The organism is Pedobacter sp. (genome assembly GCF_045628745.1).
Taxonomy (GTDB): Bacteria; Bacteroidota; Bacteroidia; order Sphingobacteriales; family Sphingobacteriaceae; genus Pedobacter.
The window spans coordinates 1-25,311 of record NZ_JAZQPU010000430.1; the positions used below are offsets into that span (position 1 = coordinate 1).

The window sequence follows — 25,311 nt, forward strand, 5'->3', positions numbered from 1 at the left end:
CCAGTTCCGGTACGTTCAATTTTAATGACCCTTGCTCCCATATCTGCAAAGCGCAAACTGGCCGAAGGACCAGATAAAAACTGGCTAAAATCTATGACTAAATAGTCTTCAAGTGGTTTCATAGCTAGATTAAAGGGCAAATTCCTTGTTAATAGTTTGATTGTCAACCCCTAATTTTGGAGCTGCCTTGTTACTGTATAATTTATAACCATCCAGCTGCACAGGACATCTGGTGGTCTGAATAGATTTCCCTCCACCTAAATCCAACGTTTGTTGAATCTGTAATTCTTTAAAAGCGGCCAGCCTGGTTGCTTCTTTGTAATTTAATACTTCAGCACACCAAATTCCTTTGGCATCGAGTATTTTCAGCCAATGCTGGCTAACTTCATTTTTTAAGGTTGCCGACAATTGTATTAATATTTCATCCCTATTTTCAAAGGCATCATTTGCCTCTCCATAGATGGCAGAGAGGTCACAGCCAATAACCGAAGAGATGTGTTGCAAGTCTCCCATGGCCAGTGAAATAAAGCCATCCGCAGTTGCATAAATTCCATAAGGGGCACTTAAATAGGCATGCGCACTTCCTCTTACGGCACTGCGTTGTGGAAGTTTTGCGCCATCATTTAAATAAGTAGTGAGCACTTCAAACTGCACATCTAATATAGATTCCAGTAAGCTCACCTCTACAAGAACACTTTTCCTTGTTTTTGCCCTTTTGATCAAGGCTGCAAGAATGCCCTGGCTAAGGTGGTGGCCACACATGATGTCAGATACTGATAAACCAAATGGCACAGGCCCGTCAGTACTGCTTCCTGATAGGTAAGTTAAGCCTGATAAAGACTGCACTAACAAATCCTGTCCCGGTTTATTTGCCCATGTTCCTTTGTTGCCATAGCCAGTCACTACACCATAGATAATTTTAGGATTAATCGATTGCACGGCAGTATAATCCAGACCAATCTTCTCCATTACCCCTGGTCTGAAATTATGGGTCATGATATCGGCCTTGCTAATCAGCTTCTTTAAACGTTCCAGGTCTTCAGGATCTTTTAAATCTGCAGCGTAGGATTCTTTATTGCGATTAATGGTATGAAACAATAAACTATCGTCATCAATGAACAAGTTTTTAATAGCCAGCTGTCTGCAGGCATCCCCTTTTAGTGGACGCTCAATTTTTATAACCCTGGCACCTAAATCGGCAAGCTTTAAGCCTGCCGATGGTCCTGCCAGGAACTGACAGAACTCTAAAACCAGCAGCCCTTCTAATGGTTTATTCATCATGACACCTTTAAATTTTTAGAGCTGACATATAATTTATTTAAAGCGGATAATACCTGTGTTTCATTTCCGCCATTCATTAAATAGTCCCTGACCAAATCACCTGCATGGTCCTGAAAGAACATGTGACCATGGTAACGAGGTCTTAAAAAAGCACGTTGTAAGGCAGGTAAAGTATTCAGGTAATATTGTTGACTTTGTCTGTTTACTTCGCTGTCCATCCAGGCATTTAAATGCCCAGGCTGGCCACCACTTTCAGCATATAGGCTACGTTGACAAGCTGGCGAAGCCACAAAGGCAGCGTATTTCACTGCCATTGAGATATTTGAAGATGCAGAGGAAACGGCAAGACCGGTACCTCCAAGTGTGCTCCGTAAATTTGTCTTTCCATCCAAAGTGATCATATCATGAAAATGCAGTAGATGCTGTGCATAACCATTTCTCGAATAATTTGAATAGCCGTAGGCAAAAGGACAATAAGCAATATCATCAGTACTGCTCATGGCTTCATAAACCTGAATGGGGTTTCTGCTAAAGTTGCGCTCATCTATTTTTGAAGCCAGCTGACGAAAAAGCTGCAATGCACGAATGCCAGTTTCAGAAGAAACAATTTCATCCTCCAGCATGCATGGATCTTCGCCCAGGGAACAGCAAAAGGTATAAAAATTCATCAATACATCGATGGGTATTCCGGCAAAGGCAACTAAGCCTAAATCAGCCAGCGCCATTAGTTCTTCAAATGTTTCCGGCAGTTTTAATCCCTTTTGCGCCAGTATATCTGGTCTTGAAGAAGCCACAGGTGTTGCTGCATCTATGGGCAAAGCCCACTGATGCCCATTATAAGTATAACTTTTAAAAGAAGCCCCTACGGTATTTTCTTCCTGGTCTTTTAAATAAGCGGCATCAAGGTATTGGTCAAGAGGAATAATTGATTCAGTTTTTGCTGCAAAACCCGCCCATGGATGGTCAATCACCAGTAAATCAAACTTCCCTGCCAGTTCCTGAATGGAAAAATCAGCAAATTCCTGTAAGCTTCTTTTCTCCCATTTAATTTCTACACCAGGATTTAATTCTGAAAATCGCTGTGCTGTAGCTGCCATCGGTGTAAAACCACGACTATGGTTCCAGGTGATACCTTTTAAAATCATTTGTTCAGCCATTAGCTTATATTTCTTGTCATGTTATTATTTCTTATTTGGCCTTAAGTATGATGGTGGCTGAGGACAAACCTGCAGCAGATGCCTTTAATCTAATGTTACCTGATTTTCCTGTAGACTGCACAATGGCAAGGCACAGTCCATTATACGCCTTTCTGTAACTGGCTTTAAATGGTTCTAAACTTGCCTGGTAACCATTGTCGACGCCTGCAATAAATCCTTCACCCTCAATAGAAAACTGAACTAAATTTGCAGCTTCAGGCACTAGATTTCCATCAATGTCCATAATTTTCACCGTTACGAAAGATAGGTCTTTCCCATCTGCAGTGATTGTTGAACGGTCAGCTACTAACTCAATTTTTGCCGCTTTCCCTGCTGTTTTAATTTCTTTCGTCAATATAACCCGGCCATCTTTTCGGGATACCGCCTTTAATGTTCCTGGTAAGTAAGGTACCTGCCATACCACATGTAAATCCTCTCCTTTTTTACTTCTGGAACCCAGAGATTTGCCATTTAGGAATAATTCTACTTCATCAGCCTGATTGTAGTAGGCCCAAACTTCTACGGTTTTCCCTGCTGTCCAGGTCCAATGTGGTAAAATATGAAGCACCGGTGTATCCGTCCATTCACTTTGATACATGTAATAAGTATCTTTTGGGAAACCTGCTAAGTCAACGATACCGAAATATGAACTTCTTGCAGGCCATGGATATGGAGTAGGCTCACCCAGGTAATCGAAACCTGTCCAAACAAATAACCCTGACACATGTGGATACTTTTTTACTTCTTTCCAGGTTTCCTCATGCGTAGAACCCCAATAGGCTGAGACATTATCATAGGCAGAAACTGCCCAGTCGGCATTCCCTTCAGTAAGTTTGGTTTTACCATCCCTTGGCCAGCGACGAATACTGTCCGGCGCTACGTCATAATAACCTCTTGTTGCTAATGCGGAGGTTGTCTCTGTTGCTAAAAAACGATGACCTGGATAATTTTCAGGGAAGTCTTTATATAATTTGTGGTTGTAATTAAGTCCATAAAGATCAAGCACACCCGCCTTGAAAATAAAGTTCTTTGTAGAATCTGTTTCTGTCAAGGCAGACATCACTAACCGCGAAGTATCTAAATCCTTCACCATCTTCACCAGGCTTTTGGTAATAGCTACGCCTGTACTGTCAAATTGCTCTCTTATTTCATTTCCAACACTCCATAAAATGATGGAAGGATGGTTCCTATCACGCTTTACCATACTCTCCAGATCCGTTTGGTGCCATTTTGGAAATTCCAGGTGGTAATCTTTCGAGTTTTTCTTTTTCTTCCACATGTCGAAAGCCTCATCCATGACAAGAAATCCCATTTGATCGCAAAGTTCCAGTAACTCAGGTGCAGGTGGATTATGCGCAGTTCTAATGGCATTACAGCCCATCGCTTTTAATATCTCCAGCTGTCGTGCTATCGCTCTTGTATTCACTGCAGCTCCTAAAGCACCCAGATCATGGTGGTTACAAACCCCAAGAATTTTCAGAGGCTTTCCATTCAGGTGAAATCCAGTTAAGGCGTCAAACTTAAAATACCTAATACCTAGTGATGTTTCATATTGATCCAGAAGAACTTTCTTGCTAAAAATTCTAGTTACTACTTTATATAAAGCAGGATGAGCTGTAGACCATAGTTCCGGATTTTTAACTAGCGTTTGCTGCGTGAATTTTTTCAGTGTATCACTTAATAAAACGTTATTACTTTTGGCAGTGGCAACAAGCACACCTTTTGCATTGTAAATGGAAGACTCCACATTAACCTTGGCACCTAAGCTCCCCTGGTTTCTTATGGCAACTTGTAAGTCAACAACAGCAGAATGCTCATCCACCTTTGGCGTAGTAACAAATGTTCCCCAATGATCTACCGCCACTTTAGCTGTTGAAGTCAACCAAACGTTTCTATATATACCTGACCCAGAATACCATCGTGAATCTGGCTGTGCAGAATTATCAACTTTAACAGCAATTACATTTTTCCCCGCTTTAAGGTATTTGCTCAATTCATAAGAAAAAGAGATGTAACCAAAAGGGCGGGCACCTATAAATACGCCGTTTACCCATACTTCACTATTTTTATATACACCATCGAACTCAATGTAATAGCTTTTCTTTTTGAAATCTGCAGCTATGGAAAATGATTTCCTGTACCAACCGATGCCTGTAGGTAAACCTCCACCCTCTGGTTTAGCAGGATTTTTCTCACTAAAAGCGCCTTCAATGCTCCAGTCATGAGGCAGGTTTAACTTCCGCCAACCAGCATCATCAAAATTCGTAGACTTAGCTTGTTGCATATCGCCAAGAAAGAACTTCCAATCCTGGTTAAAGTTTTGTCGGGTTCTTGTTTGTGCCTCAGCACCAAAGCTGAACAAAATGAACAGCAGGAATAGTTTAAACTTGAGCATATGTTCTGACATTTTTTTTCTTCTAGAGGCTTATTATTTGGCAATGAATTGAAGTTCGCTTTTTCCTAAATCTTTAGAAGTAGCCACCGCAATTCCACGTTGATCTTTTTTGTTTACACCACAGTAAAAATGGTAAACAACTCCTTTATGCTTCAATACAAAAGATTTATGTGCATACAATTCGTCGTATTTTTCTGAGGGCTCAATAAGGTTATCGCCTGTCCAGTCTGTCCAGTTGATCAGGTCGTGTGAAGCTGCAAACCGATTGAATCCTCCTTTTCTATCCTGCCAAAAAGCACCAAAGTAAAACATCACCCAGGCATCACCAATCTTTTGAATCACAGCATCACCCGTAATGCCTACAGGATGATGTACGACTGGTTCTGTGCCCAATCTTTTCCAGGTAGTCATGTCATCGGACACCGCCATTCCAATTCTCTCAAACCACCTTGTCTTTAAGTTGTTCTTTGCTGAATCACCATTGGCATTGTAATACATCACAAACTCATGACCGGTCAATTTTTTCTTATCTCTGATGATGGAACTTTTAAATAATTTCCTGTTATCCCACCAACTCACATCGTCATCTTTAGCCGTTAATACAGGTTGTTTCAATCGTTCCCATTCCTGTACAATGGAAGGGTGTTTTTTGGTATGAGCTATGCCAATAGAAAGATCACCAGCCTCATAACCTGTTGATGCTCCACCAAAATAAGACATCCAATACTTGTCTTTATAGGTTTTCAGCTGATAACTCCCTCCCCATTTCGTATCCTGTAAAGCATTATATCCGGCTTTTTGGTTAGCATCCCATTTTGTCGTATCGGAAAATGACATGATCCTTCCCATAGTCTCCCATTTCAGTAGATTCTTACTTTTTGCCAGCCAGGTTTCATAACCACGACCACCATAAATCAAATAGGTCATGTACCATGAATTTCCTTTGCGAAAGACGGTAGGGCAGTCCATTTTCAGTCCATCATCTTTAGGAACAATCACAAGGCCATATTTATGGGGTGTTTTCACCTCATCATAAATCTGCTGCATTTGTGCAGCTGAAACAGCCTTCCTTTGTTCCTGGGCTGTAACGGTAGCCATTGTAAAGCCTAAAAGACCAATAAGGGTAATTATTTTCATCACTTGAATTATTGAATTTTAAAATGATAGTTGCCTGAACCAATTTTGATGATCACCCGGTCATTTTCATAACCAACAAGGTTAATCTCTTGACGATCCTTAACCAGCGCGTCGCCTTCTATGATGCTTTGTGCTTTTTGTGCAGGTATATAAACCGTTGCCATGGTATTTGCTGGAATGGTTAGCTTAAGCTCAAAAGAACCATCAGCCTTCTTCCAATCTGTGGCGATTAAGCCATAAGGCGATTCGTAGCTGCTCTTTACAGCTTTTACATCGCCCACCACTTCGGGATAAATTTTAATATGGTTAAAAGCGATGCCATCGTTTTCTTGTCTTATGCCACCGAGGCCTGTATAAAACCACTCCATCAAATGCCCAAGCATCAAGTGGTTGTTAGACACGGTAGGTAAAGCCGCCCATGATTCTGTGAGTGCCGTGGCGCCTTTCGCAATCTGGTAGCCATATCCAGGTACATCTGCCCTGCTGTTCATCTCAAAAATCACATCCGACCGGCCTTCATTCTCCAGTACCCTCAATAAATAACGGTGACCAATATCTCCGGCAGTAAAACTGTTATTCTTGCTCCTGATGTCTTTAACAATTTGATCAACCACAACCGTTTTATGCTCCGGTTCAACCAGTTCCATATAAACAGCCATGGCATTGGCAGCCTGACTACCAGAGCCGTATTGTTTAGTGGCTACATTAAAAAATTTTTGATTAAAGGCCTTGCGGACAGAAACTGCAAGATTGCGGTAAATTACGGCATCGGCTTGTTTGGAAAGCAGTGCAGCAATCTTTTCCATAATTTGTAAATCATGGTAGTAGATGGCAGTCGCTGTAATGCCCATCGGCGTAAGCTGAGAAACACCTGGGGGCTTAGGTCCAAGGTCATACCAATCGCCAAGTCCTTGTGTTAAAATATGTCCATTTGCCTTCGTCGTTAAATAGTCGATATAGCGTTTCATCATGGAATAATTCTCAGCAAGCACTTGCTCATCACCATACCATTGAAAAAGGTACCATGGAAGTAAAATACTGCTGCTGCCCCATTCAGGAGAATCACGAAACATATCGCCACCCCATTCAAACTTCACATATTCTGGAGCAATTTCAGGCACTAATCCTTCTGGTGTCTGTGAATTCCGCATGTCTACCAAAGCCTTTTTAAACAAAGGTGCAGCAGCATAGTTATAACGGATAGCACTGCCCATTAAATGAAGCTCTTCCAGCCAGCCTAGTTTTTCACGGTGCGGACAATCGGTAAATACACTCATCATGTTACTTTTTATCGACCAGTCGATCAAACTATTGGTCTGGTTAAAAAGTTGATTAGAGCTTTCAAAGCTGCCTACGCTTGCCGCCGCATTTCTCATGTGTAAGCCTTTTAAGCCGATAATGATGGGCTTATTTGCAGTATTGCTCTCTCCAATTGGTATACCACCTTTTACTTGCAAATACCTAAATCCATAATAGGTAAATTTTGGCGACCAGCGTTCTATGCCATCACCTTTTAATATATATTGAAAATAAAAAGGACTCCCTGTAGGTTTTTGGTTAACAGTTCCATCTGCTTTTAACAGTTCGGCTGGCATGATTTTTATCGTATCGCCCTTTTTACCTTTTACCTTAAGTTCAATAATACCTGAAGCATTCTGGCCCAGATCATAAATCCAATCGCCAGTACTTTCTTGTTTTACAATAGTTTTTGCCTCGAAGTTTTCAAAGATCTTCAAAGGTTCTGCCTTTTGCGAACTGAGCGCAGGACCGTCAACAAGTATCACCTGCTTCCAGCGTTGATCATTAAATCCAGCTGCATCCCAGCCTTTCTGTTCCAGATTTGCATCATAGTCTTCACCACCATAAATGCTGGAGAAAGTAATCGCTGATGGAGAAGTCTTCCAGCTTTCGTCACTGCTCACATTAGCGAAAGTTCCATCCTTATATTCAATCAACAGGCGACAGATCATTTTAGGATAACCGAAAGCAACTTTCAATTTTCTAAACCGCTCTTTCACTGGCGGCACATAATAAAAGCCGTTGCCTAGCATTACCCCTATTACATTCTCCCCTTTTTTTAATTCTTTGGTCAAGTCAAAAGTAACATAAAGGGCTTCTTTATCGTATTTGGTCCAACCAGGATCCAGAAAATGATCGCCTACCTTTTTACCATTCATGCTCATTTCAAAATGCCCTAAACCTGAAATATAGATAGTGGCTTTTTTGATCGCTTTATCGACCTTAAAAGACTTACGCAATAAAGGCAAAATGTTATTACCGGTGTATTTATCTTTTTTACCATCTGTAGGCAGGATATTGACATTCGAATCATTCAACTTTTCATAGGCAATCCATTTTGCCTCCTTCCAGTCTGCTTTCTTTAATAGGCCCATCTGCCAATGATGAACAGCGCTCCATGTAGCATTCCCTTTATTATCCCAAACCTTTACTTTCCAATAATAAGTTTTGTTAGATATTAGGCTTTTACCTTTATATGGTAGTTGGATAGATTGTGCTGTAGAAACTTTCTGGCTATCCCATATGTTACCCTTATCTTTCGCTAATGCTGAAGGGTTGTCCGCAACAAGAACCTGAAAAGCGGTTTGTTTAACCTCTCTTTGTGTTGACTTCAGTTTCCAGCTTAATGCAGGAGATAATGTTTCTATTCCTTGAGGATTATTCCGGTATTCACAAGTTAAATCTGTGATACTTAATTGTTGGGCAAAAACTGGTATTGTAAAGAGATAAATCCCCAGAAATATTAAAAGTTTGCTCATGATAGATGGAGGCCCTCGTCTTAATGAAATTTATTTGGTTAGAATTTATTTAGCTCCTAATTCAAATATAAATGTTTTTTTTAAATATGAAAATCTATATTTATCTCTTCTAAAGTATAAAAGCCTTTAGAATGCGCATAGCGCTCCTTTAGTTAGATTACCATTGTAAAATATACGCTACTCAAGCCCATGAAAGAAAACGAATCAAAATATCAGGCACCAGCATTGGACAAAGGCCTGGATATATTGGAATACCTCTCTTCTCACTCTGTTCCACTTTCGCAAACCGAAATTGCCGTTGGCATAGATAAAACCCCAAATGAGATTTACAGAATGCTGATGAGCCTGGAAAGCCGTGGTTATATTTTAAGAGACGAACTCTCTGGTAAATACCGCTTATCACTAAAGCTCTTCTATCTCTCGCACCGCCATTCTCCAGTAGATGAATTACGTAAAGCAGCACAATATCCCTTAGAAGAACTTGCGCACCAGGTTCGTCAATCTTGTCACCTCAGTATTCTCTATATGGATCAATTGATGGTGATCATTCATGCCAAAAGCCCCGGCCCTATTGCCCTCTCTATTGAAGAAGGTAATTTATTTCCACTTCCCTTAACCGCTTCGGGGAAAGTCCTTTTAGCTTATATGACAGAAAAAGAAAGAGCAGGCATTTTAAAAACCAACACTATCTACAAGAAATACTCAAAAACCGAGAAAGATGGGTTTTTAAAATCTTTAAATGAAATTCAGCAAAATGGCTATTACACCAAAACCAGTGACCTTGCTGAAGGCGTAACTGATATTTCTGTCCCTGTGGGCAAGCAAAATAATTCAGGTATTATCGCCTGTCTCACCATATCTACCCTTACTACTTTAAACATCAACAAAAGCATTAAAAACGAAGAAATACTTGCCGAGGCTTTCAAGTGTGTCAAAAAAATGGAAGAAAGAATAGGCTTATTAGCCCTATAAGGCCAATAAGCCTATAGCTTACAATGATGTATAATTGATGACGTAAGCCTTGTTTTTTTCAACAGTTACCTCATACAAGCCTTTTGAAATTTCTTTTATCGCAGCCCCTTTTGAAACAGGCTTTGATTTACTCTTGAATTTAAGAGTGCCTGTACCTGCAACAGATTTTACCTTAATTTCTTTCTTACTGCAATAAACAGCAATATCTCCTGATGGTGTAGGCACTTTTCCTTCTATCCATTGCAGACCGCCTAATTGTGGTTCAACAACATAAGTTTCATAACCCGGGGAAAGTGGTTTTACGCCTAAATAATACTTACCTAATAGGTAAATCGGACTGGCACCCCAGGCATGACAAAGGCTTTTGCCAAAAGGGCGGCCGTACATTGCAAAATGTTCTGCTCCAGTTTTATCAGGGTTATATTCTTCCCAAAATGAGGTAGCCCCCAATTTCAACATGCCTCCCCAATAATTTTTCATTTCCTTTAACACATAAGCTTGTTCGCCCATGGCACATAAGGCTTCCAATTCATAAAAGCGCATATACGGTGTCGTAATTTTATTGATCTGATCGTTCAATAACACATGTTTCTTTACTTCCAGCTTTTGTGCAGGACTAAAGTAATCGAAAAATATACCGAACATATTGGCATAACGCGTTACATTTTCTGTCGGCTGGCCAGCAATTCTACTGTGGACCAAAGCATGTTTATTTTCATCCCAATACAAGCTAAAGATCTTCGCTTTAAGTTCCTTAGCCAATTTATTATAGTTTGCTGCCGCAACATTGTCGTTCGACAGTTCTGCACACATAGCCATGGTCTCCAGGCTCCTGCAAAACAAAAGTTGCTCAAAACTCACTTCTCCTTCTTTACTTAGTTTATCCGCCCAGTCAATAAATATCCAGTCGCCAGGCATCCACTCTAATAAACCGTCTTTATTTCTTCTGTTTAAAACATAGTCCATCAGGCTTTTCATTCGCGGATAGGTATCCGCCACGAATTTCTTGTCTCCTGTATATTGATAATAGTCATAAATCCCTAGGAACCAGTAGAAGGAATAATCCATAATCGTATTGATATGGGCTGTTACCGGATCTTTGCCTCTTTGCGCCAACAATGTTCTCTTCACCGTTGGCGAATCAAAATAAGCATAATAGTTCATCAAATAACTTTGATAAGCATCGCCCGACCATACCCATCTGTCTCTTTTGATCCCATCAATGAAAAATTCCCTGGTATTTAATTCAAAGGTATATTTAGAGATGTCATATATCTGATTAAGCTCCTCGTCAGAACTTTTAAAGCTCCCTTTTTCCGTTACCTGAGCGTATTCATAAAGCATGCTTACAGAATCTACGGTAATATCACCGTCAAAAGCTGTATTGATATACCTGAAAGCTTTCGACAAAGGCATGATGGTATCTTTTTTCGTGCTCAGGGCCAACTCCAACAGGTCTAAAGTTTCACATTTTTCTATGGACTGTGCTTCTTCTTTCGACTCCCCATAATAGATATTGAGTTTCCCTTTTCCTTTCACACCATGGAGCTTGATAAAACCAAAAGTCTCTTTTCCGAAATCTGCAATAAAGCCATCCTTCCGTTTCTCCACTTTTGTAGCTCGCATAGGTCTCACTGGCAATTTAAAAGCCGAAGGTGGCGTTAAGGGATCTGTTAAATTCCATGAACCTACACTTACAAAGGTAGTTCCTGATTTATCTGATGTTTTGCCACTGGCATCAATCCATTCTTTATCTTCAAAAGTCGTTAACCATGAATCATCAGACATGACAGTCTCCCCTTTCACAAAAATGGCAGGCACTTTATCCTGACTATAAACTTTTAAACTCAATTTATGCTTGCCTGCAGGAATAACGATCTGTTTGGGAAAACCAGCAATGGCCTGCCCATCAATTTTCACATTATACTGCCCTTCTACATAAAGCTTTACTTCTTCCTCTTTTTTCAAGTCAAACTCCTTATGGAAGTCAACTAAAACATAATGGCTATCCATCTTCCAGAAAGGAGGAAAAAATGAACCTCTTTCGGTACGTCTGTTTTGCATCACATTAGACATCCAGATGTCAAAGTCACCAGGATACCAGATCCACGATGCGGTCTGAGCCTTAGCGGTATCAAACATACAGCAAAGCACCATCAACACTGAAACAAATAGATTTCGGTAGTTGAACTTCAAGAAGGAATTAGATAATTTATTCATATTAGTGTAGGTCTATTTCTTTTTTGCTATTAATAGGTTGATTTGTAGGGTTGGTAACTTTATGTTTTAACAGGTATTGGTATCTCTTTTCCAGTCCTGCGGCTTGCTTATGCTGTTCAGAGACCTGAGGACCATTATTTTGCCAAACATTACCTGGTCCATTAGCATTTTGAAGGTGTTTTTCTGCTGGCGTCCAATTGTCCTTCACGGTGATGAAAGAGGATCCTTCATCAGTATAGAGGTAAAACCAGTGCTCCGGATCATGTGCATAGGGCGCTTTGTAAATACTGTCGATATAATTTTCAGTAATGAAAGATCCTGGCTGTGCCGACAAAGTATAAATGCCAGCAACATCATAAAGGTATTTGCCGTAATGGTGAATTTTATTCCCTTTGATGATGTTGTCTCTCATGGCGTTTGCTGTTTTAGTCCAGCCCCAGCCCATGCTGATGCCACTATAAGAAACATCATTGATCTCATTATGTAAAATATTGATAGCCTGAACATAACCAGCACCAATGCCCACACAGCCCCAATCTTCATTCGTCACATCTGTAATGAGGTTATTACTGATTGTTTCATTCTTACAAATTTCTCTTTGATCGCTAGGTAAATAAGGCAAATGAACTTCCGTTGCTTCGTCAGAAAATGTACCCACAAGGATCGCCGAGCCACCAATATCCTTAAAAAGATTTCCCTTGAGCTCATTATCATGGGTACCTTTTTTCAAGTCTAGTCCTGTAGCTGCGTAATGTTCGAATCGGCAGGAATCAAAGACCATGTGATGGGCGAAGCTGACTTCCACCGCAGCGGCCGGGCGACCAACCCATGCCTGGTTTTCTAAACCTTTTTTATCTGCGGTACCGGGGGTTTCTAATTTATAAGCATCCAACATGTACATGCCAGCCTGGTGCGGCACATGCCCTAGCTGCGAAGGTCGTAACCATGTAGCATGCTGAAAAGATATGCCTTTAAAAGTAACATGAGATACCGGATGATCGATGGTCCCTTCAATTTTAACCAAAGTTTCTAAAGAGGGTGCAATCACCTGCGCAGTTCGTAAATCCACTTCTTTTGCGGGCCAGTAATATATTTTCCTATTTTTAATGTCTTCGTACCATTCTCCCGGTTGATCTAAAAACTGGATGGCATTTGTTAAATAATAGGCTGAGTTTCCTGTTTTCTCTGAAAGCCATGGCGCCGGCCATGGATGCTCAGACTGGATCCTGCTTTCGGGTTCCATAAAAAACAGTTCAGTAGCTTTTCCTTCCACTTTAACCGCCTTCACCCTCAGGTTGGCAATGGCCCACCATTGCTGGATTACCATTTCAACACCTTCTACATTTGATAATGAAAGATTTTTAGGTGTAGGTATTTTACAGGTCTGCTTTTTAAAATCCCAGGAAAGAATCCTGTTCATCGTAGACCCATTAGCATCGCGGGCACGAACGGCTTTTTTGCCGTTGACATATAACTGGCGAAATTCCAATACCCTTCCGCCCATTACCGGTGCATCTGCTATCCAAATATTTCCCCTGGCCTCTTTTGGTAAACCACTAATATTCCCACTTGCTTTTTTCCAGTTTTTGATGTTTACACCACCACTGAGAATCACTTCTGCCTGAGGCGCTGCCATTACCCGTGTTGGACTATCATGCGTTCCTGAATCTTCAGGGCGAAGAACAACAGCCTCCTTTAAATTGTAAAAGCCCTTTTCAATGACGATTAAAATGCCATCTTTCACTGCTGGATCATTCAAACGACGGAGTTCACGTGCTTTACGCAAAGCCGCATTCAAGGTAGCCAGCGGTTGTTCCTTTATTCCAGATTGCTGATCTGAACCATTCAAAGAGACATAAATTTCTACAGCTTCCACCTTGAAAGATGTCAGAGAGAAAATAAACACCAGAAAGCACAAAGGATAAAGGTTTTTTATGCGCATAGCTTGTTTTTTTTATAACCTGGATTAACGTTGTTGAAAAATTGACTTCACATAATCTGTATTCGCCCTAAAATTGCGTTTCACATCTTTAGTATTATTGGCATCACGCGAACGCTCGATGACCAGCCAGCCCTTCCAGCCCATCTCATCCAAGGTCTCTTTTATTTTCACCAAATTAACTTTGGGATCGTCTTGTAGCCATACACCGTCATCATTGGTGCAATGGATTTGAATGATATTTTTTCTTCCCAGAATTTGAAGTTCTTTACTTACATCACGCCCGTTTTTAATGGCATTAGAAAAATTAAAATAACTTTTTATGCCTTTTGAATTAATGTCCTTTAAGAGTTTTAGCTCATTTTCAGCATCAAGGGCTGTTTCAATCCCTATGGTCAACCCTAATTGAGTGGCCATTTTTCCTGCTACTTTCAAGCGCTCTACCAAAACCGGCCGCAACTCCGGATATTTAATTAAATCACCCTGTATGCCTAAAGGCAAAAAGGCAACTTTAACCTTCATGGCTTTCATTGTATCCAGGCAATCCTGAACCATGCGCTTATAAGTGGGGCGGGTGGCAAGTGACTGTGCATAAAAACCAGTCATGGCTAAAGAGCAGATTTCAATATTTAAGGCCTTAGCCTGATTTAAATATTGCTCACGGATTAACGGATCGGAAAGTTTATTATCGAAAGTATCGCGGTTTCCTAAACCACCCATGTCCACTTCCAAACCATCTGCACCAATGTCTTTAGTTAACTGCAAAGCACTTAATTTCTGCCGTTTTAAAATCATCAGATCAATCACGGCCACTTTATAGTTTGATTTTTTACCTGAAGAAGCAAAAATCAATTCCGGAGCAAGCATCAATCCACCTGTTAACAGTGTCAACTGCTTGATAAATGTCCGGCGGGGCGAAAGATTATTTTGTTTCATTTGCTGAACTTAAATTTGCTTTTTTAAATACGGCTTCCAATTGTTCAAATCCTTTAATCGCCGTTGATGGTAGTCGCTCACCATGGTCGCCAAAAACATACATAGCCGGTTCTTTTTCTATGGTACAGTATTGTTCTTCGTAATTTCCCTGTTTATCTTTCACTGCCGCTCCGTTGAGCTTAAAGTTTTTGATTAAGAAATCATATAATGCTTTGCGTTTGGAAAAGCCAAAATCATGTCCTTCTTCCGGCAGGTGTACATTCTCTACCTGATCAGCCCTTCCATAATAGTCATACATTTTTTGCAGGTATAAGAAATCATGTTCCGGCATACGGTCCGTCCAGTCTTTTCCATCAGACACCACTAACTGCGGATTTGGTGCAGCCATGGCTGCAAGTTCAACGTTATTGGTGCCACCAGCACTAAAATGAACAGGCATTCCACTTTCACATGGGCAGCCCCCATAAAAGTAAGAAGACAATGAAACGATAGGTGCACAAAGTTTAATTCTTTCATCCATAGCAGCCATTAACGTGGTATGGCTGCCACCACCAGAGCCACCACTAATGCCAATGCGACTTTTGTCTGTTTCTTTTAAAGACATTACATAATCTAAAATCCTGATGCCTCCTAAAGTTTGTATTGTTTGTGAAAGACTGCGTCGATGGTCTTCTGCTTTAAACTGCAGCAGTGATTCACCCCAGGCAAAGAGGTCATAACTGATGGCTATGGCACCCATACGTGCAATCATGGCACAACGAATCTGGCAATCTTTACGATACCTTTGCTGTGCCCAATGCCCATCTGGGGAAAGCACAACAGGAATATTATTTTTAATTTTTAGCGGACGATAGATAGAGCCGTTGACATATAGTCCGGGTAATATTTCCAGAGCAATATTTTCTACGGTATAACCATCCATTGTTCTTTTAGGCGTCAGGATAGGTTTACTTTTTGGCTGTGCCGGCAAGGGCGACAGCTGTAAAGCCTTATAAAGTGCTGGCCTGACTAATGCTTTTCTTTTTTCCCAGCTGCTTTGGTCATTGTATTGTTTAGCCAGCTGGTCTAAATAAGCCCAACCGTCTTTTGCCTCCCAACGGTGATATTCGTATTCCTTTAGTTTATATATATTCTCCTTTTCTTTGTTCACCTTCATGTCCAGTGGACTGAGTATATTGCGCAGCGTCTCCTCCACATCTGTTCTGAAACGCCAGTTCGCATAATTGACCCAACGGTTTTCTACCTGGGCAGCTGAATACTTAATTTTCACCTTAAAACGCGCTTCAATTTCAGTAAGCACCTCTAGCAAAGGTTTCCTGAAAGCATGATCTGTATCCTGTATTTGAGCAGAAACGGGTGATGCATAGGCTATAAACATCAGCATTAAGAAAAGGAAGGTTTGCTTCATCATCCTATTGTTCCTCATCTTTAGCATCCTTAATTACCGGCGCGGTATAACCTTTAACTTTAGGCCATATGCCATTTTTGATCTTCCTCAATTTCACTTTCGAAGGATCCACCACAACATGTTTGATCTTTTCCCTCCTCCAGGTATAGATGAAATGCAATAAACCATCGGCTGTTTGAATCACTGCAGGATAAGAATATTGGCTGATTGGAGAATCTTCTAAGATCAATGCCGCATCCCAGTTCATCCCATCCTTAGAAAAAGAAACATTTAAGGGTGTTCTTGGTCCTTTGGCTAATTCACCCGGAGGCAAAACATGGTTATACACTAATACGTGTTTCCCATTTTTCATCGTCACGGCATCTGTTCCGGAGTTATTATTGGGAAGATTAATTTTTGTTAAGGGCGACCAGTTTTCGCCATTGTCTGTCGACCAGGTAGTCACAACAGACCTATTCCTGGTTCTAGCTAAAATCTGCAGTTTGCCTTTTCCATGATCAAGGATACTTGGTTGGATGGCATCAATTCCATTAGCGACGACCGGACCAATCATTCGCCATGTTTTACCCTGGTCTTTAGTCACCTCAAAGTGTAACTTCCAGCCATCCCCCTCTTTACTTGATGGCGACATTAAATTTCCATTACTCAATAAAACGGGTTTATTTTTAACAGGTCCAATATAACCATCGGGTAACTGCTCTGCTGCCGACCAGGTCAAACCACCATCAGCAGACCTGCGCATTAATCCCCACCATTCTGAAGGTTTTGGACCAATTTTATAAAAAAGCAATAATTCCCCTCCAGGTACCTGGTATAAAACAGGGTTCCATGTCGGTAAGCGCAAAGAATCGTTTTGTATGCCATTCGCTACAGAAACTGGGGCAAGCCATTTTCCGTCAACCATCCTGCTGACATAGATTTCCACATCTGGATTTCTTTCTTTAGTTCCCCCAAAATAGGCAGCGACTAATCCAGTTGGGGTTTCTGCAATCGTTGCTGAATGAACGGATGGAAAACCTGCCTTTTCATACAAAAACTCTTCGGATACAATTCCTGAACGCCATTTATCTGATTGTGCATTGATGTTTGCCGAAAAGACAAATATCGCTACTGCTGCTATGGTCAACCCTTTTTTTAACATCAATTATATGATTAGGTAATTATTGTTTTTTACTCGCTTTTTCTGCTTTGATTTTGTTGGTGTAAGCACTGTAAAGTGCTCTCCAACTGCGGCCATTTGAATTCAGGTATTGCTCCGCCTTGGTTTTATAGATTTCAAAAATAGCAGAGATCTGTTTCATGTTCTTATAGTCTACAGCCTGCTCCCTTGCTTGTTTCAGCAAACCTGTGATCTTACTTTCTTCCTCTGCTGTTAAATCTGTCACTATAGCTTTGTAGCCTGCTAAAGTGAAGGCAACTTTGCCAATGGTATACTTATCCAATATCATTTCCACTTGCGCTGGTTGTAATTCTTTGGTCAGACCCTGCATCAATTGCTCATGAACCGTTGCCGGAATGGCTGAATCAGCAATTATCTGACGGTCAAGTTCAGAAAGCTTTACCCCTGTTACCGGATTAATTCCCTCAGGAACGGTATTGGCAGGGTGTTCCTGATGCCAGTTCCTGATTGCGGTTAAATGTGTTGAAATGGTTGTACTTACCCTGCTTTCTTTTTGTGCATCCTGTAAGTGGAGTGTACTCACCCATTCTGTAGCTTTCTTTACCGACTCTGCATCAGGACCTTGATTTTGGGTTTGACTTTGTACATTAAAAGAAAACAATATTGCCGTTACCAATAAGGTGCAGCAAACAAATGGTTTTAAAAAGTTCTTCATCATTACTTCTATTTATTTTTAACTGTAAAAGAATAATCTCCTGAGCCCAATTCAAATACCGCACGGTCCTTCTCCATTCTTAAAAATTGAAGGTCCTTGCTTTTTGTATTTTTCTCCGTCACCGCAGCTTTCGATGCCGCAGGGATATAAACGATGGCTGATGTATTTGCAGGAATAGTGATGTTCCAGTTAAACTGGCTTGCCTGAGCAGTCCAGTCACTTTTAATCAGGCCATGAATAGATTGATAGGAAGCATTCACCTGTGTTAAACCTTCAATGATCTCTGGCTTCATCTCCAGCTTTTTAAAGCCCGGTGTTGCAGCTTTAATACCGGCCAGGTTTTCATAATACCAAATCAGCAGGTCGCCTAAAAGCATTACATGGTTTTGCGAATTCATCTTCGGACTAGCGGTATTGCCATTCCATAATTCCCAAATGGTGGTCGCCCCATTTTCTGCCATATAACCCCAACTCGGGTAATCTTTATTGGTGGCCAATTTGTATGCAATGTCTGCACGACCGTGGTCACTAAATCCCCGCATTAGAAATTGTGTCCCGATTACACCAGTACTGATATGACCCTGGTTATCAATCATCGTTTTATCTACGATATGCTTAAAAACAGCATCCACATCATTTTCAGGAACCATCCCATGTGCCAGAGGTAAAAGATTTGCCGTTACCGCATTATTACCGTAACTTTTGGTTTCCTGGTTAAAGAACTTCGCATTAAAGGCTGCTTTCAATTGTACTGCCAGTGCTTTAAAGTTTTTTGCATCTTCAGGTTTGTTCAACAGGATAGCAAAATTCTCCATCATGTTCAATAACTTATAATAAGTTGCACTGGCAATCAGCACCCCATCAGTTTGCCGGGACGGATCTTTAGAATGAATCATTTCTTTAGCTTCTGGTGGAACACACCAGTCGCCATATTTATCTTTGGTTACCAAACCATCAGTCATGTATTTTGACTGCATATAGTTCATCCATTTATTCATGGAATCATAATGTTTTTTAATGGGTTCCTGGTCTGCATACTGTCTGTACAGCATATCTGCAACAAATACATAGGTGCCTGGCCAGGTTACATTATCGCTATAATAGCGCCAGAAGGAAGGTGCCACATCTGGTATACTGCCATCAGTTCGTTGGGCCTGCTGAATATCATTTAACCATTTAGCATAAAGTCTTCCATTGTCAAAAAGGAAACTTTCTCCATAGGCACCAGTGGTTCTGTCGCCTAACCAAGGTTGGCGTTCGTTGCGTTGCGGACAATCAACTGGCATGCCTTTATAATTACCCCTAATTCCCCAGTAAGCATTTTTAAACACCTGGTTGATGGTAGGGTTCGAAGTGCTGAATTGACCTGTTGTTTTTATTTCGTCGTAAACTACTTTACCTTCAAAATCGTTGATGGTTGGGGTTCCGGGGAAACCTTTTATCTCTACATAACGGAAGCCATGGTAAACAAATGAAGGTTCCCAGCTTTCAACGCCGCCGCCTTTGAGCGTATAACGATCCGTAACAATAGCATCACGAAGGTTTTCATCAAACAAGGCACCATTTTTTTGTAAACTCTCACCAAAGCGTAAGCTTACTTTTTCACCGCGTTGCCCTTTCACTGTTAACTTGATCCATCCAACCATGTTCTGCCCCATATCCATGATAAACACCCCTGGTTGAAGCTGTTTGACCGAAACTGGTTTTACCACCTCCATCACTTTCATGTTTTCGTTCATCTGTGCTTCAGGCGGTCCAACTGTTTCCTGCACATATTGTGCTTTCAACCATTTTTGGTCATTAAAGCCCTTTGTATTCCAGCCCGCCATTTCTTTCGTCGCATCATATTCTTCGCCATCATATTCATTGTTGGCCAAAATAGGCCCATCTGCAGTAACCTTCCAGCTATCGTCAGTGATGATAGTGGTAATGCTCCCATCCTCATATTCTATGTCAAGGTTCAACAGCATTTTAGGGTAGCCGAAAGTTTTAATTTTATAAGGTTTATAATCCTGACGCATGGTATAAAAGCGGCCATTACCCAAAATTGTCCCAACAGCATTCAGCCCTTGTTTAAGGTGTTTCGTTACATCGAAAGTATTATACTTTGCCCCCTTGTTATAATCTGTAGGCACAGGTGCCAGCACCTGGTCGCCAATTTTTTGTCCGTTAATGTAAAATTCATATAAACCCAATCCTATCAGGTAGGCCGTAGCCCTTTTAATGGGCTTGTTTGCTTCAAACTCTTTGCGGAAATACCTTGCGGATAACCTTGAAAATTGTGTTTCCTTGTCCCAGGCAAAAGACTTATCCAATCCTATCCACCTGCCCTTCCAGTCGGCGTAATTTAACAGACCCATTGTCCATAGCGCAGTGCTGCTCCATGTGCTCTCCCCATTATTTGTCCAGACCTTAACTTTCCAAAAACAAGCCTGACGGCTTTTTAACACCTTACCATTATAGCTTACCTGATTAGATTGATCAGTAGAAATCTTCCCTGAATCCCACAAATCACCCTGTCCGGCGTTCAGTTTTTCTGCTGTAGAAGAAACAATTACCTGGTAAGCTGTTTGTTTGGTATCCCTTTGTGCAGAAACTATTTCCCAGCTTAATCTTGGCTGAACAACGTCAATACCAAGGGGCTGCTGCAACATTTCACAGCGTGGGTTTTGCAGGTTCACCTGTGCTTGCACCAGGCTGAAAGGTACAATGAAGAGCCATATCAAGGCTGTATATATTTTAATATTCATTATTTTTTTAATAAAGCTGCTGATGAATTATTTACCGAAAAGTCAAAATATAAGGTCATGTCCAGTGCCCTTACCGGTTCTTTCTCAAAATCATAATAAACATGTTTCATGCCCATAGGTCCGGTGGTTTCCGGCTTTTGGGTTTTTGTACCAATAGCGGAAATACCATTCATGAAAGAGATATCTCCTGAAGGGAAGGTCATACTCATGTTTTCGTAGGACGTATCTTTAGACTTTTTAGGCGTAAACAGCCTTAAAAAGATATCTTCCTGATCGGTCACCACGGTAAATGATTGGTCCTTACCCATAAACTCACACCAATAGAGATTTGAATAATAGCCTTTAAATTCAGGATAATCGAAGGGAACTTCTCCTGTGGCTGTTTCATTATAAATTTTGTTCCAAACACCAAACTGATTTCCTTTCATCCTGTTTTTCCATACCTTGTAAGGACCCTTACCCATGTAAGATACTCCTTTAATGTTCTTCTCCGGATAAGAAAAATTAACGCCTACATAAGTAGTAAAATAGGCAGAAGGGAAATATTTAACCTGCATCTTCACCCAGCCTGAAGGATAGATAGTCCATTCAAGGGTATTATAGCTGTCTTTTCTGTTGAAGGTAGAGGAAATAATCACTTTTTCACCCGACCTACGGAAATTGAAATTGCTGAAATTATTAACGCCTTCCTGTAAAACCGGACCATTGTTAAACGGAATCAATCCTTTGGCGTTCTGCACTTTCAATAAAATCCCCGTTTTCTGATCAAATACCAATTGGATGCCATTGGCTGAAACTTCAAAAGTAGCAGCCGTTTTTTGGATTGCAACTTTAGCTGTTCCTGTGGTGTCCACCATTTTCTTTGCCTGTTGCACTGGAAGTATTATAGGGAAGCTCCAGGTAAATATTTCTTTTTGATCGGGTGATTTCACCGTCACCAGCAGCACGTCAAATTCACGCCAGTCAGTCGGCAAAGCTATTTTAAGGAATCCTTTTTCTAAAGGTTTCACATCCGGTGCATTTGCTTTTCCTGTCCTAAGTTCAGCTTGTTTATTTTTCCCGTTCAACTTTTTCAGTTCCCAGCTAAAGCTACATTGGTTAAGGTTGGTAAAGGAAAACCTGTTTTCCAACAGAAAGCTGCCATCGAAACCTGCAGTCATCTCTCTGTGTTCAAAGTATACTGGGCTCCACACTTCTTTAATGGTGTAAAAACTGGCTTCTTTTTGATGATTAGGACCTACAATACCATCAGCACCGCGATTTCCGTCGGTATCAATTTCTCCATTTTTATCGGTACGGACCACACCCTGATCAGCGAAATCCCATAAAAATCCACCTGCAGAAAGAGGATTACTCCACATCGCTTTCCAATAATCTTCAATGCCTGCACCATGACCACCATCAAACATGCCATGCAAAAATTCTGTAGGCATTAAAATCTGATGCCCCAGGTCGTAATTGCCAATGCCATAGTTGTATTCCCGGTAATGGGTAGTCTCAAAACCACCAAATATTTCCCATGGATGGATCACGGCACGTTGCTGAATGTCTTGTTCTTTGAATAAATGATCCAGTTCTCTGTTATGACCACCTTCATTTCCATTTGCCCAAAGCACTATTGATGGGTGATTTTCATCATTGATCATCATCTCCTGCAATAGTTTTGTTCCCGTAGGGGTGTCGTAATGACCATGCCAGCCGGCCAGTTCGTCCATGACAAATAAACCCAGGGAGTCACAAACATCCAGGAAATGACCGTCAGGTGGGTAATGCGACATGCGCACCGCGTTCATGTTCATCTCTTTCATCAGCGAAACATCAGCAATACTGATTTTCTTGCTCGTGGTTCTTCCTGAAGATGGATTAAAGGAATGCCTGTTGACCCCTTTGAATTTTATCTTGGCGCCATTGATATAAACCCCATCTCGCTCCTTCACCTCAACGGTGCGAAAGCCTATTCTCTTTTCCATCACATGGATGGCTTTGTTCTTTTGATAAAGCGTAAATTTAGCCGTATAAAGGTTTGGGAATTCTGTTGACCATAATTTTGGAGAGCTGAATTGCTGCGATAAAACGGCTTTATTATTAATCTCCGAAATGGACACCGTTCCTTTTTTACCGAATTTTTTACCACCTAAATCATAGAGCTGTACTTCCATTCTGTCGGCTGTGCCTGCAAAACTAGCTTCCGCTGTAAATTGCCCATCTGCACGGGCATTAATTTTTATTCTTTCAAAATGAGTTACAGGTAAAGATTCAAGAAAAACAGGTCTAAAAATCCCTCCAAACAACCAGAAATCTGCTTTTCTTTCTGCTTCATTTACAGATTGATTGGCCGAATGCTTGGCTACCCTTACTTCTAAAAAATTCTCTGCATCATACTTTAATAACTGCTGTACCGGGTAACGGAACACATAAAAAGAACCCTGGTGAACTGGTCCGGCCAGCTGACCATTAATTTTCACCTCCGTATCGGTCATAGACCCTTCAAAGACGATATTGATGGTTGTTCCTTTCCATTGTGCAGGAACTTTAAACTTATAGCGGTAAAAACCCTCCTCTTTACCACGTGCACTGTCACTGGCAAAGCCATAATCATATTTTCCAAAGCCTTGCAGCTCCCAGTTTGAAGGAACAGGAATAGTGGTCCATTTTTGGGCATTCATACCTGCAGTACAGAAAAAATCCCAGTTTACCGTATCCTCATTCCCGGTTCCGGAAAGATATAGTTTAGCCGTTTGCTGTGCAAAAGTAACACCGCATGAAATGGTTAATAGCGTAAGAAAAAGTAAAGCCTTAAATTTCATTATTTAACATTAAATTGTGGGGTAAGCGGGTTATCCGTGCGAAAGGGCATTGCAGGCAAACCATTTTTATTATAAAAATTAGCATGGCCATTTTCATTCCAGCTAAACCTTGCAGCTTTAGGCGTTTTAATTTTGATAGAAGAAACAATAACCGTATTGCCTTTGACTACGGCAGCAGCAGGCACAAAATTTCCATCCGCGCCAGCAATGGTAAAACCACTTAATTGCTGACCGTCATTGCTGTATAAGCCATCGCCTGCATGATCAAAATTTAAAATCACCTTCGATCCTTTAATTTTCATGGAGGTATAAACCGGCCCAGTATAACTGATTTTCTGTCCATAGTCTTTCGCCAATGCCCATAAAGCCAGTCGTCTTCCAACCTCCCATTTATAGGTAGGATGCAGGTCTTCCGCATGGTCATTTAAATCTGTGGTGACCACCAAACCGGTGTTTTTCATTCTTAAAACCTGCGCCTGTGCTTCCCAGAATTCTGGTAAAGTATTTTCATCTAACAAAAGCTTGCCTTTGCTTTTGGAATAGCTGAAAGGCGCAATTTGCACTGCATAAAATGGTAATTCATCATCCTTCCATGCAGCTCTCCAGCTCTTGATTAGTGTTTTTATTTTATAGGCATAACTGATGTTTTCCCTTAAAAAACAATTGGTTTCCCCCTGGTACCATAAAAATCCACGAATGGCAAAATTTGTTAAAGGCTCAATCATCGGGTTATAGAATTTCCCCGGATCATTACCTATCTTTTCACCTGCAAAATAGGCTTCCTGCTTAAAAGAGTCTTGTGCTATCCAGGGCTCAATAGCACTACCACTCACGGCAGATGAAATAATACCAACTGGAATACCCAGCTTTTCCTGCAGCTCTTTGGCGAAGAAATAACCCACCGCAGAAAATGACCTTAAGGCAGAATCTTGTGCAATACTCCAGCTTTGATGTGTTGAATCAGGCTTGCTTAATGTCTTCCTGTTCACTAAAAAGATCCTGATTTGCGTATTTTTTGCCTTCGCAACTTCATTGGCCGGAAAGCCCAAATTTTCCTTTAACGGCTTTTCAATTTTTGCCAGCTTGCGCATGGCATATTCCATATTCGACTGACCTGAGCATAACCAGACTTCACCAACCAGAATGTTTTCCAGGATAATTTCATTCGTCCCTTTAATCACCATGGCCCCTGGTTTTGATGAAGTGGCTAATGGTGTTAAAATTACAGCCCATTTACCGGCAGCATCTGTTACCGTACTTTTATTTTGCCCTGCAAAACTAACAGTCACCGTTTCGCCGGGAGCCGCAAAGCCCCATATATTTAAAGGCTTATCACGTTGTAATACCATATTGCCCGACAAGATCCTTGGCAATTGTACTTTTGCATTCAAGGTCATCGTCATCGCTATAAAAGCCGTTAGCAACAAATATTTCTTCATCCACAGACCGTTAATCATTAAAACTCCTCCGTTTTTAAGCCACTGATGGCAAAGGACACTGGTTCTAATTTAACAGCGCCATTTTTCAAATCATAAGTCTGGTCTGCTGGTGTATCTATCTCTGGAAAGCGGCGGATTTCACCTGTGCGGAACACAATTTTAGAAACCGTCTCTACGGGCGCAAAGGCCAAACTAGTGAGCACATCTTTACCATTTACC

At 41.0% G+C, this 25,311-nt stretch carries 16 protein-coding genes and 1 pseudogene; 1 reads left to right on the top strand and 16 read right to left on the bottom strand.

Translation table 11 applies throughout. From position 1 onward, the window contains the following. From ACR2F7_RS15645 to ACR2F7_RS15670, 6 genes are all read right to left on the bottom strand, one after another. Positions 1 to 122 (bottom strand): CoA transferase (locus ACR2F7_RS15645; RefSeq protein ID WP_432714493.1); only part of this gene is annotated, 122 nt, incomplete at its 3' end. A 7-nt stretch (positions 123 to 129) separates the two neighbouring features. Next, entirely contained in the window at positions 130 to 1,278 is a 1,149-nt protein-coding gene (locus ACR2F7_RS15650) for a CaiB/BaiF CoA transferase family protein (protein ID WP_432714494.1), read from the bottom strand. Next, complete coding sequence (locus ACR2F7_RS15655) at positions 1,278 to 2,438, bottom strand: ABC transporter substrate-binding protein (RefSeq protein WP_432714479.1); 1,161 nt, start codon at positions 2,436 to 2,438, stop codon at positions 1,278 to 1,280. Before ACR2F7_RS15655 ends, ACR2F7_RS15650 begins: the two co-directional genes overlap by 1 nt. 31 nt (positions 2,439 to 2,469) lie before the next feature. After that, positions 2,470 to 4,872 carry a beta-galactosidase GalB gene (galB, locus tag ACR2F7_RS15660; protein WP_432714480.1) on the bottom strand — a complete coding sequence of 801 codons (2,403 nt, stop codon included), beginning with the start codon at positions 4,870 to 4,872 and terminating at the stop codon, positions 2,470 to 2,472. 33 nt (positions 4,873 to 4,905) lie between these two features. Then, positions 4,906 to 6,009 (bottom strand): glycosylase, encoded by a 1,104-nt coding sequence (locus ACR2F7_RS15665; RefSeq protein ID WP_432714481.1) that lies wholly within the window; start codon positions 6,007 to 6,009, stop codon positions 4,906 to 4,908. A gap of 8 nt (positions 6,010 to 6,017) precedes the next feature. Further along, on the bottom strand, positions 6,018 to 8,786 hold the full coding sequence (locus ACR2F7_RS15670; protein WP_432714482.1) for a family 78 glycoside hydrolase catalytic domain: 2,769 nt from the start codon (positions 8,784 to 8,786) through the stop codon (positions 6,018 to 6,020). Between the two features lie 189 nt (positions 8,787 to 8,975). On the opposite strand from ACR2F7_RS15670, the gene ACR2F7_RS15675 reads away from it, so the two are divergent. Next, complete coding sequence (locus ACR2F7_RS15675) at positions 8,976 to 9,758, top strand: IclR family transcriptional regulator (RefSeq protein WP_432714483.1); 783 nt, start codon at positions 8,976 to 8,978, stop codon at positions 9,756 to 9,758. An 18-nt stretch (positions 9,759 to 9,776) separates the two neighbouring features. Here ACR2F7_RS15675 and ACR2F7_RS15680 read toward each other — a convergent pair whose 3' ends face one another. The 10 genes and pseudogenes from ACR2F7_RS15680 to ACR2F7_RS15725 all read right to left on the bottom strand — a co-directional run. Further along, positions 9,777 to 11,978: an alpha-L-rhamnosidase C-terminal domain-containing protein gene (locus ACR2F7_RS15680; protein ID WP_432714484.1), complete on the bottom strand. Its 2,202-nt coding sequence runs from the start codon at positions 11,976 to 11,978 to the stop codon at positions 9,777 to 9,779. Between the two features lies 1 nt (position 11,979). Next, the gene (locus tag ACR2F7_RS15685; RefSeq protein WP_432714485.1) at positions 11,980 to 13,920 is read right to left on the bottom strand and encodes a right-handed parallel beta-helix repeat-containing protein; all 1,941 of its coding nucleotides are present in this window, start codon (positions 13,918 to 13,920) and stop codon (positions 11,980 to 11,982) included. Positions 13,921 to 13,944: 24 nt separating this feature from the next. After that, complete coding sequence (locus ACR2F7_RS15690; protein WP_432714486.1) at positions 13,945 to 14,853, bottom strand: sugar phosphate isomerase/epimerase family protein; 909 nt, start codon at positions 14,851 to 14,853, stop codon at positions 13,945 to 13,947. Next, the gene (locus ACR2F7_RS15695; RefSeq protein ID WP_432714487.1) at positions 14,840 to 16,264 is read right to left on the bottom strand and encodes an acetylxylan esterase; all 1,425 of its coding nucleotides are present in this window, start codon (positions 16,262 to 16,264) and stop codon (positions 14,840 to 14,842) included. Before ACR2F7_RS15695 ends, ACR2F7_RS15690 begins: the two co-directional genes overlap by 14 nt. Before the next feature lies 1 nt (position 16,265). Then, positions 16,266 to 17,402 carry a sialidase family protein gene (locus ACR2F7_RS15700; RefSeq protein ID WP_432714488.1) on the bottom strand — a complete coding sequence of 379 codons (1,137 nt, stop codon included), beginning with the start codon at positions 17,400 to 17,402 and terminating at the stop codon, positions 16,266 to 16,268. A gap of 19 nt (positions 17,403 to 17,421) precedes the next feature. Next, on the bottom strand, positions 17,422 to 18,099 hold the full coding sequence (locus ACR2F7_RS15705; protein WP_432714489.1) for a DUF3826 domain-containing protein: 678 nt from the start codon (positions 18,097 to 18,099) through the stop codon (positions 17,422 to 17,424). 5 nt (positions 18,100 to 18,104) lie between these two features. After that, positions 18,105 to 20,846 carry a family 78 glycoside hydrolase catalytic domain gene (locus ACR2F7_RS15710; RefSeq protein ID WP_432714490.1) on the bottom strand — a complete coding sequence of 914 codons (2,742 nt, stop codon included), beginning with the start codon at positions 20,844 to 20,846 and terminating at the stop codon, positions 18,105 to 18,107. Beyond that, positions 20,846 to 23,653 carry a glycoside hydrolase family 2 TIM barrel-domain containing protein gene (locus tag ACR2F7_RS15715; RefSeq protein WP_432714491.1) on the bottom strand — a complete coding sequence of 936 codons (2,808 nt, stop codon included), beginning with the start codon at positions 23,651 to 23,653 and terminating at the stop codon, positions 20,846 to 20,848. The genes ACR2F7_RS15710 and ACR2F7_RS15715 overlap by 1 nt, the downstream gene beginning before the upstream one ends. After that, positions 23,653 to 25,110, bottom strand: a complete 1,458-nt coding sequence (locus ACR2F7_RS15720; protein ID WP_432714492.1) for a sialate O-acetylesterase — start codon at positions 25,108 to 25,110, stop codon at positions 23,653 to 23,655. Before ACR2F7_RS15720 ends, ACR2F7_RS15715 begins: the two co-directional genes overlap by 1 nt. Beyond that, positions 25,110 to 25,311, bottom strand: a pseudogene (locus tag ACR2F7_RS15725) (six-hairpin glycosidase); the annotation flags it as partial. The pseudogene ACR2F7_RS15725 and the gene ACR2F7_RS15720, both read right to left, overlap by 1 nt.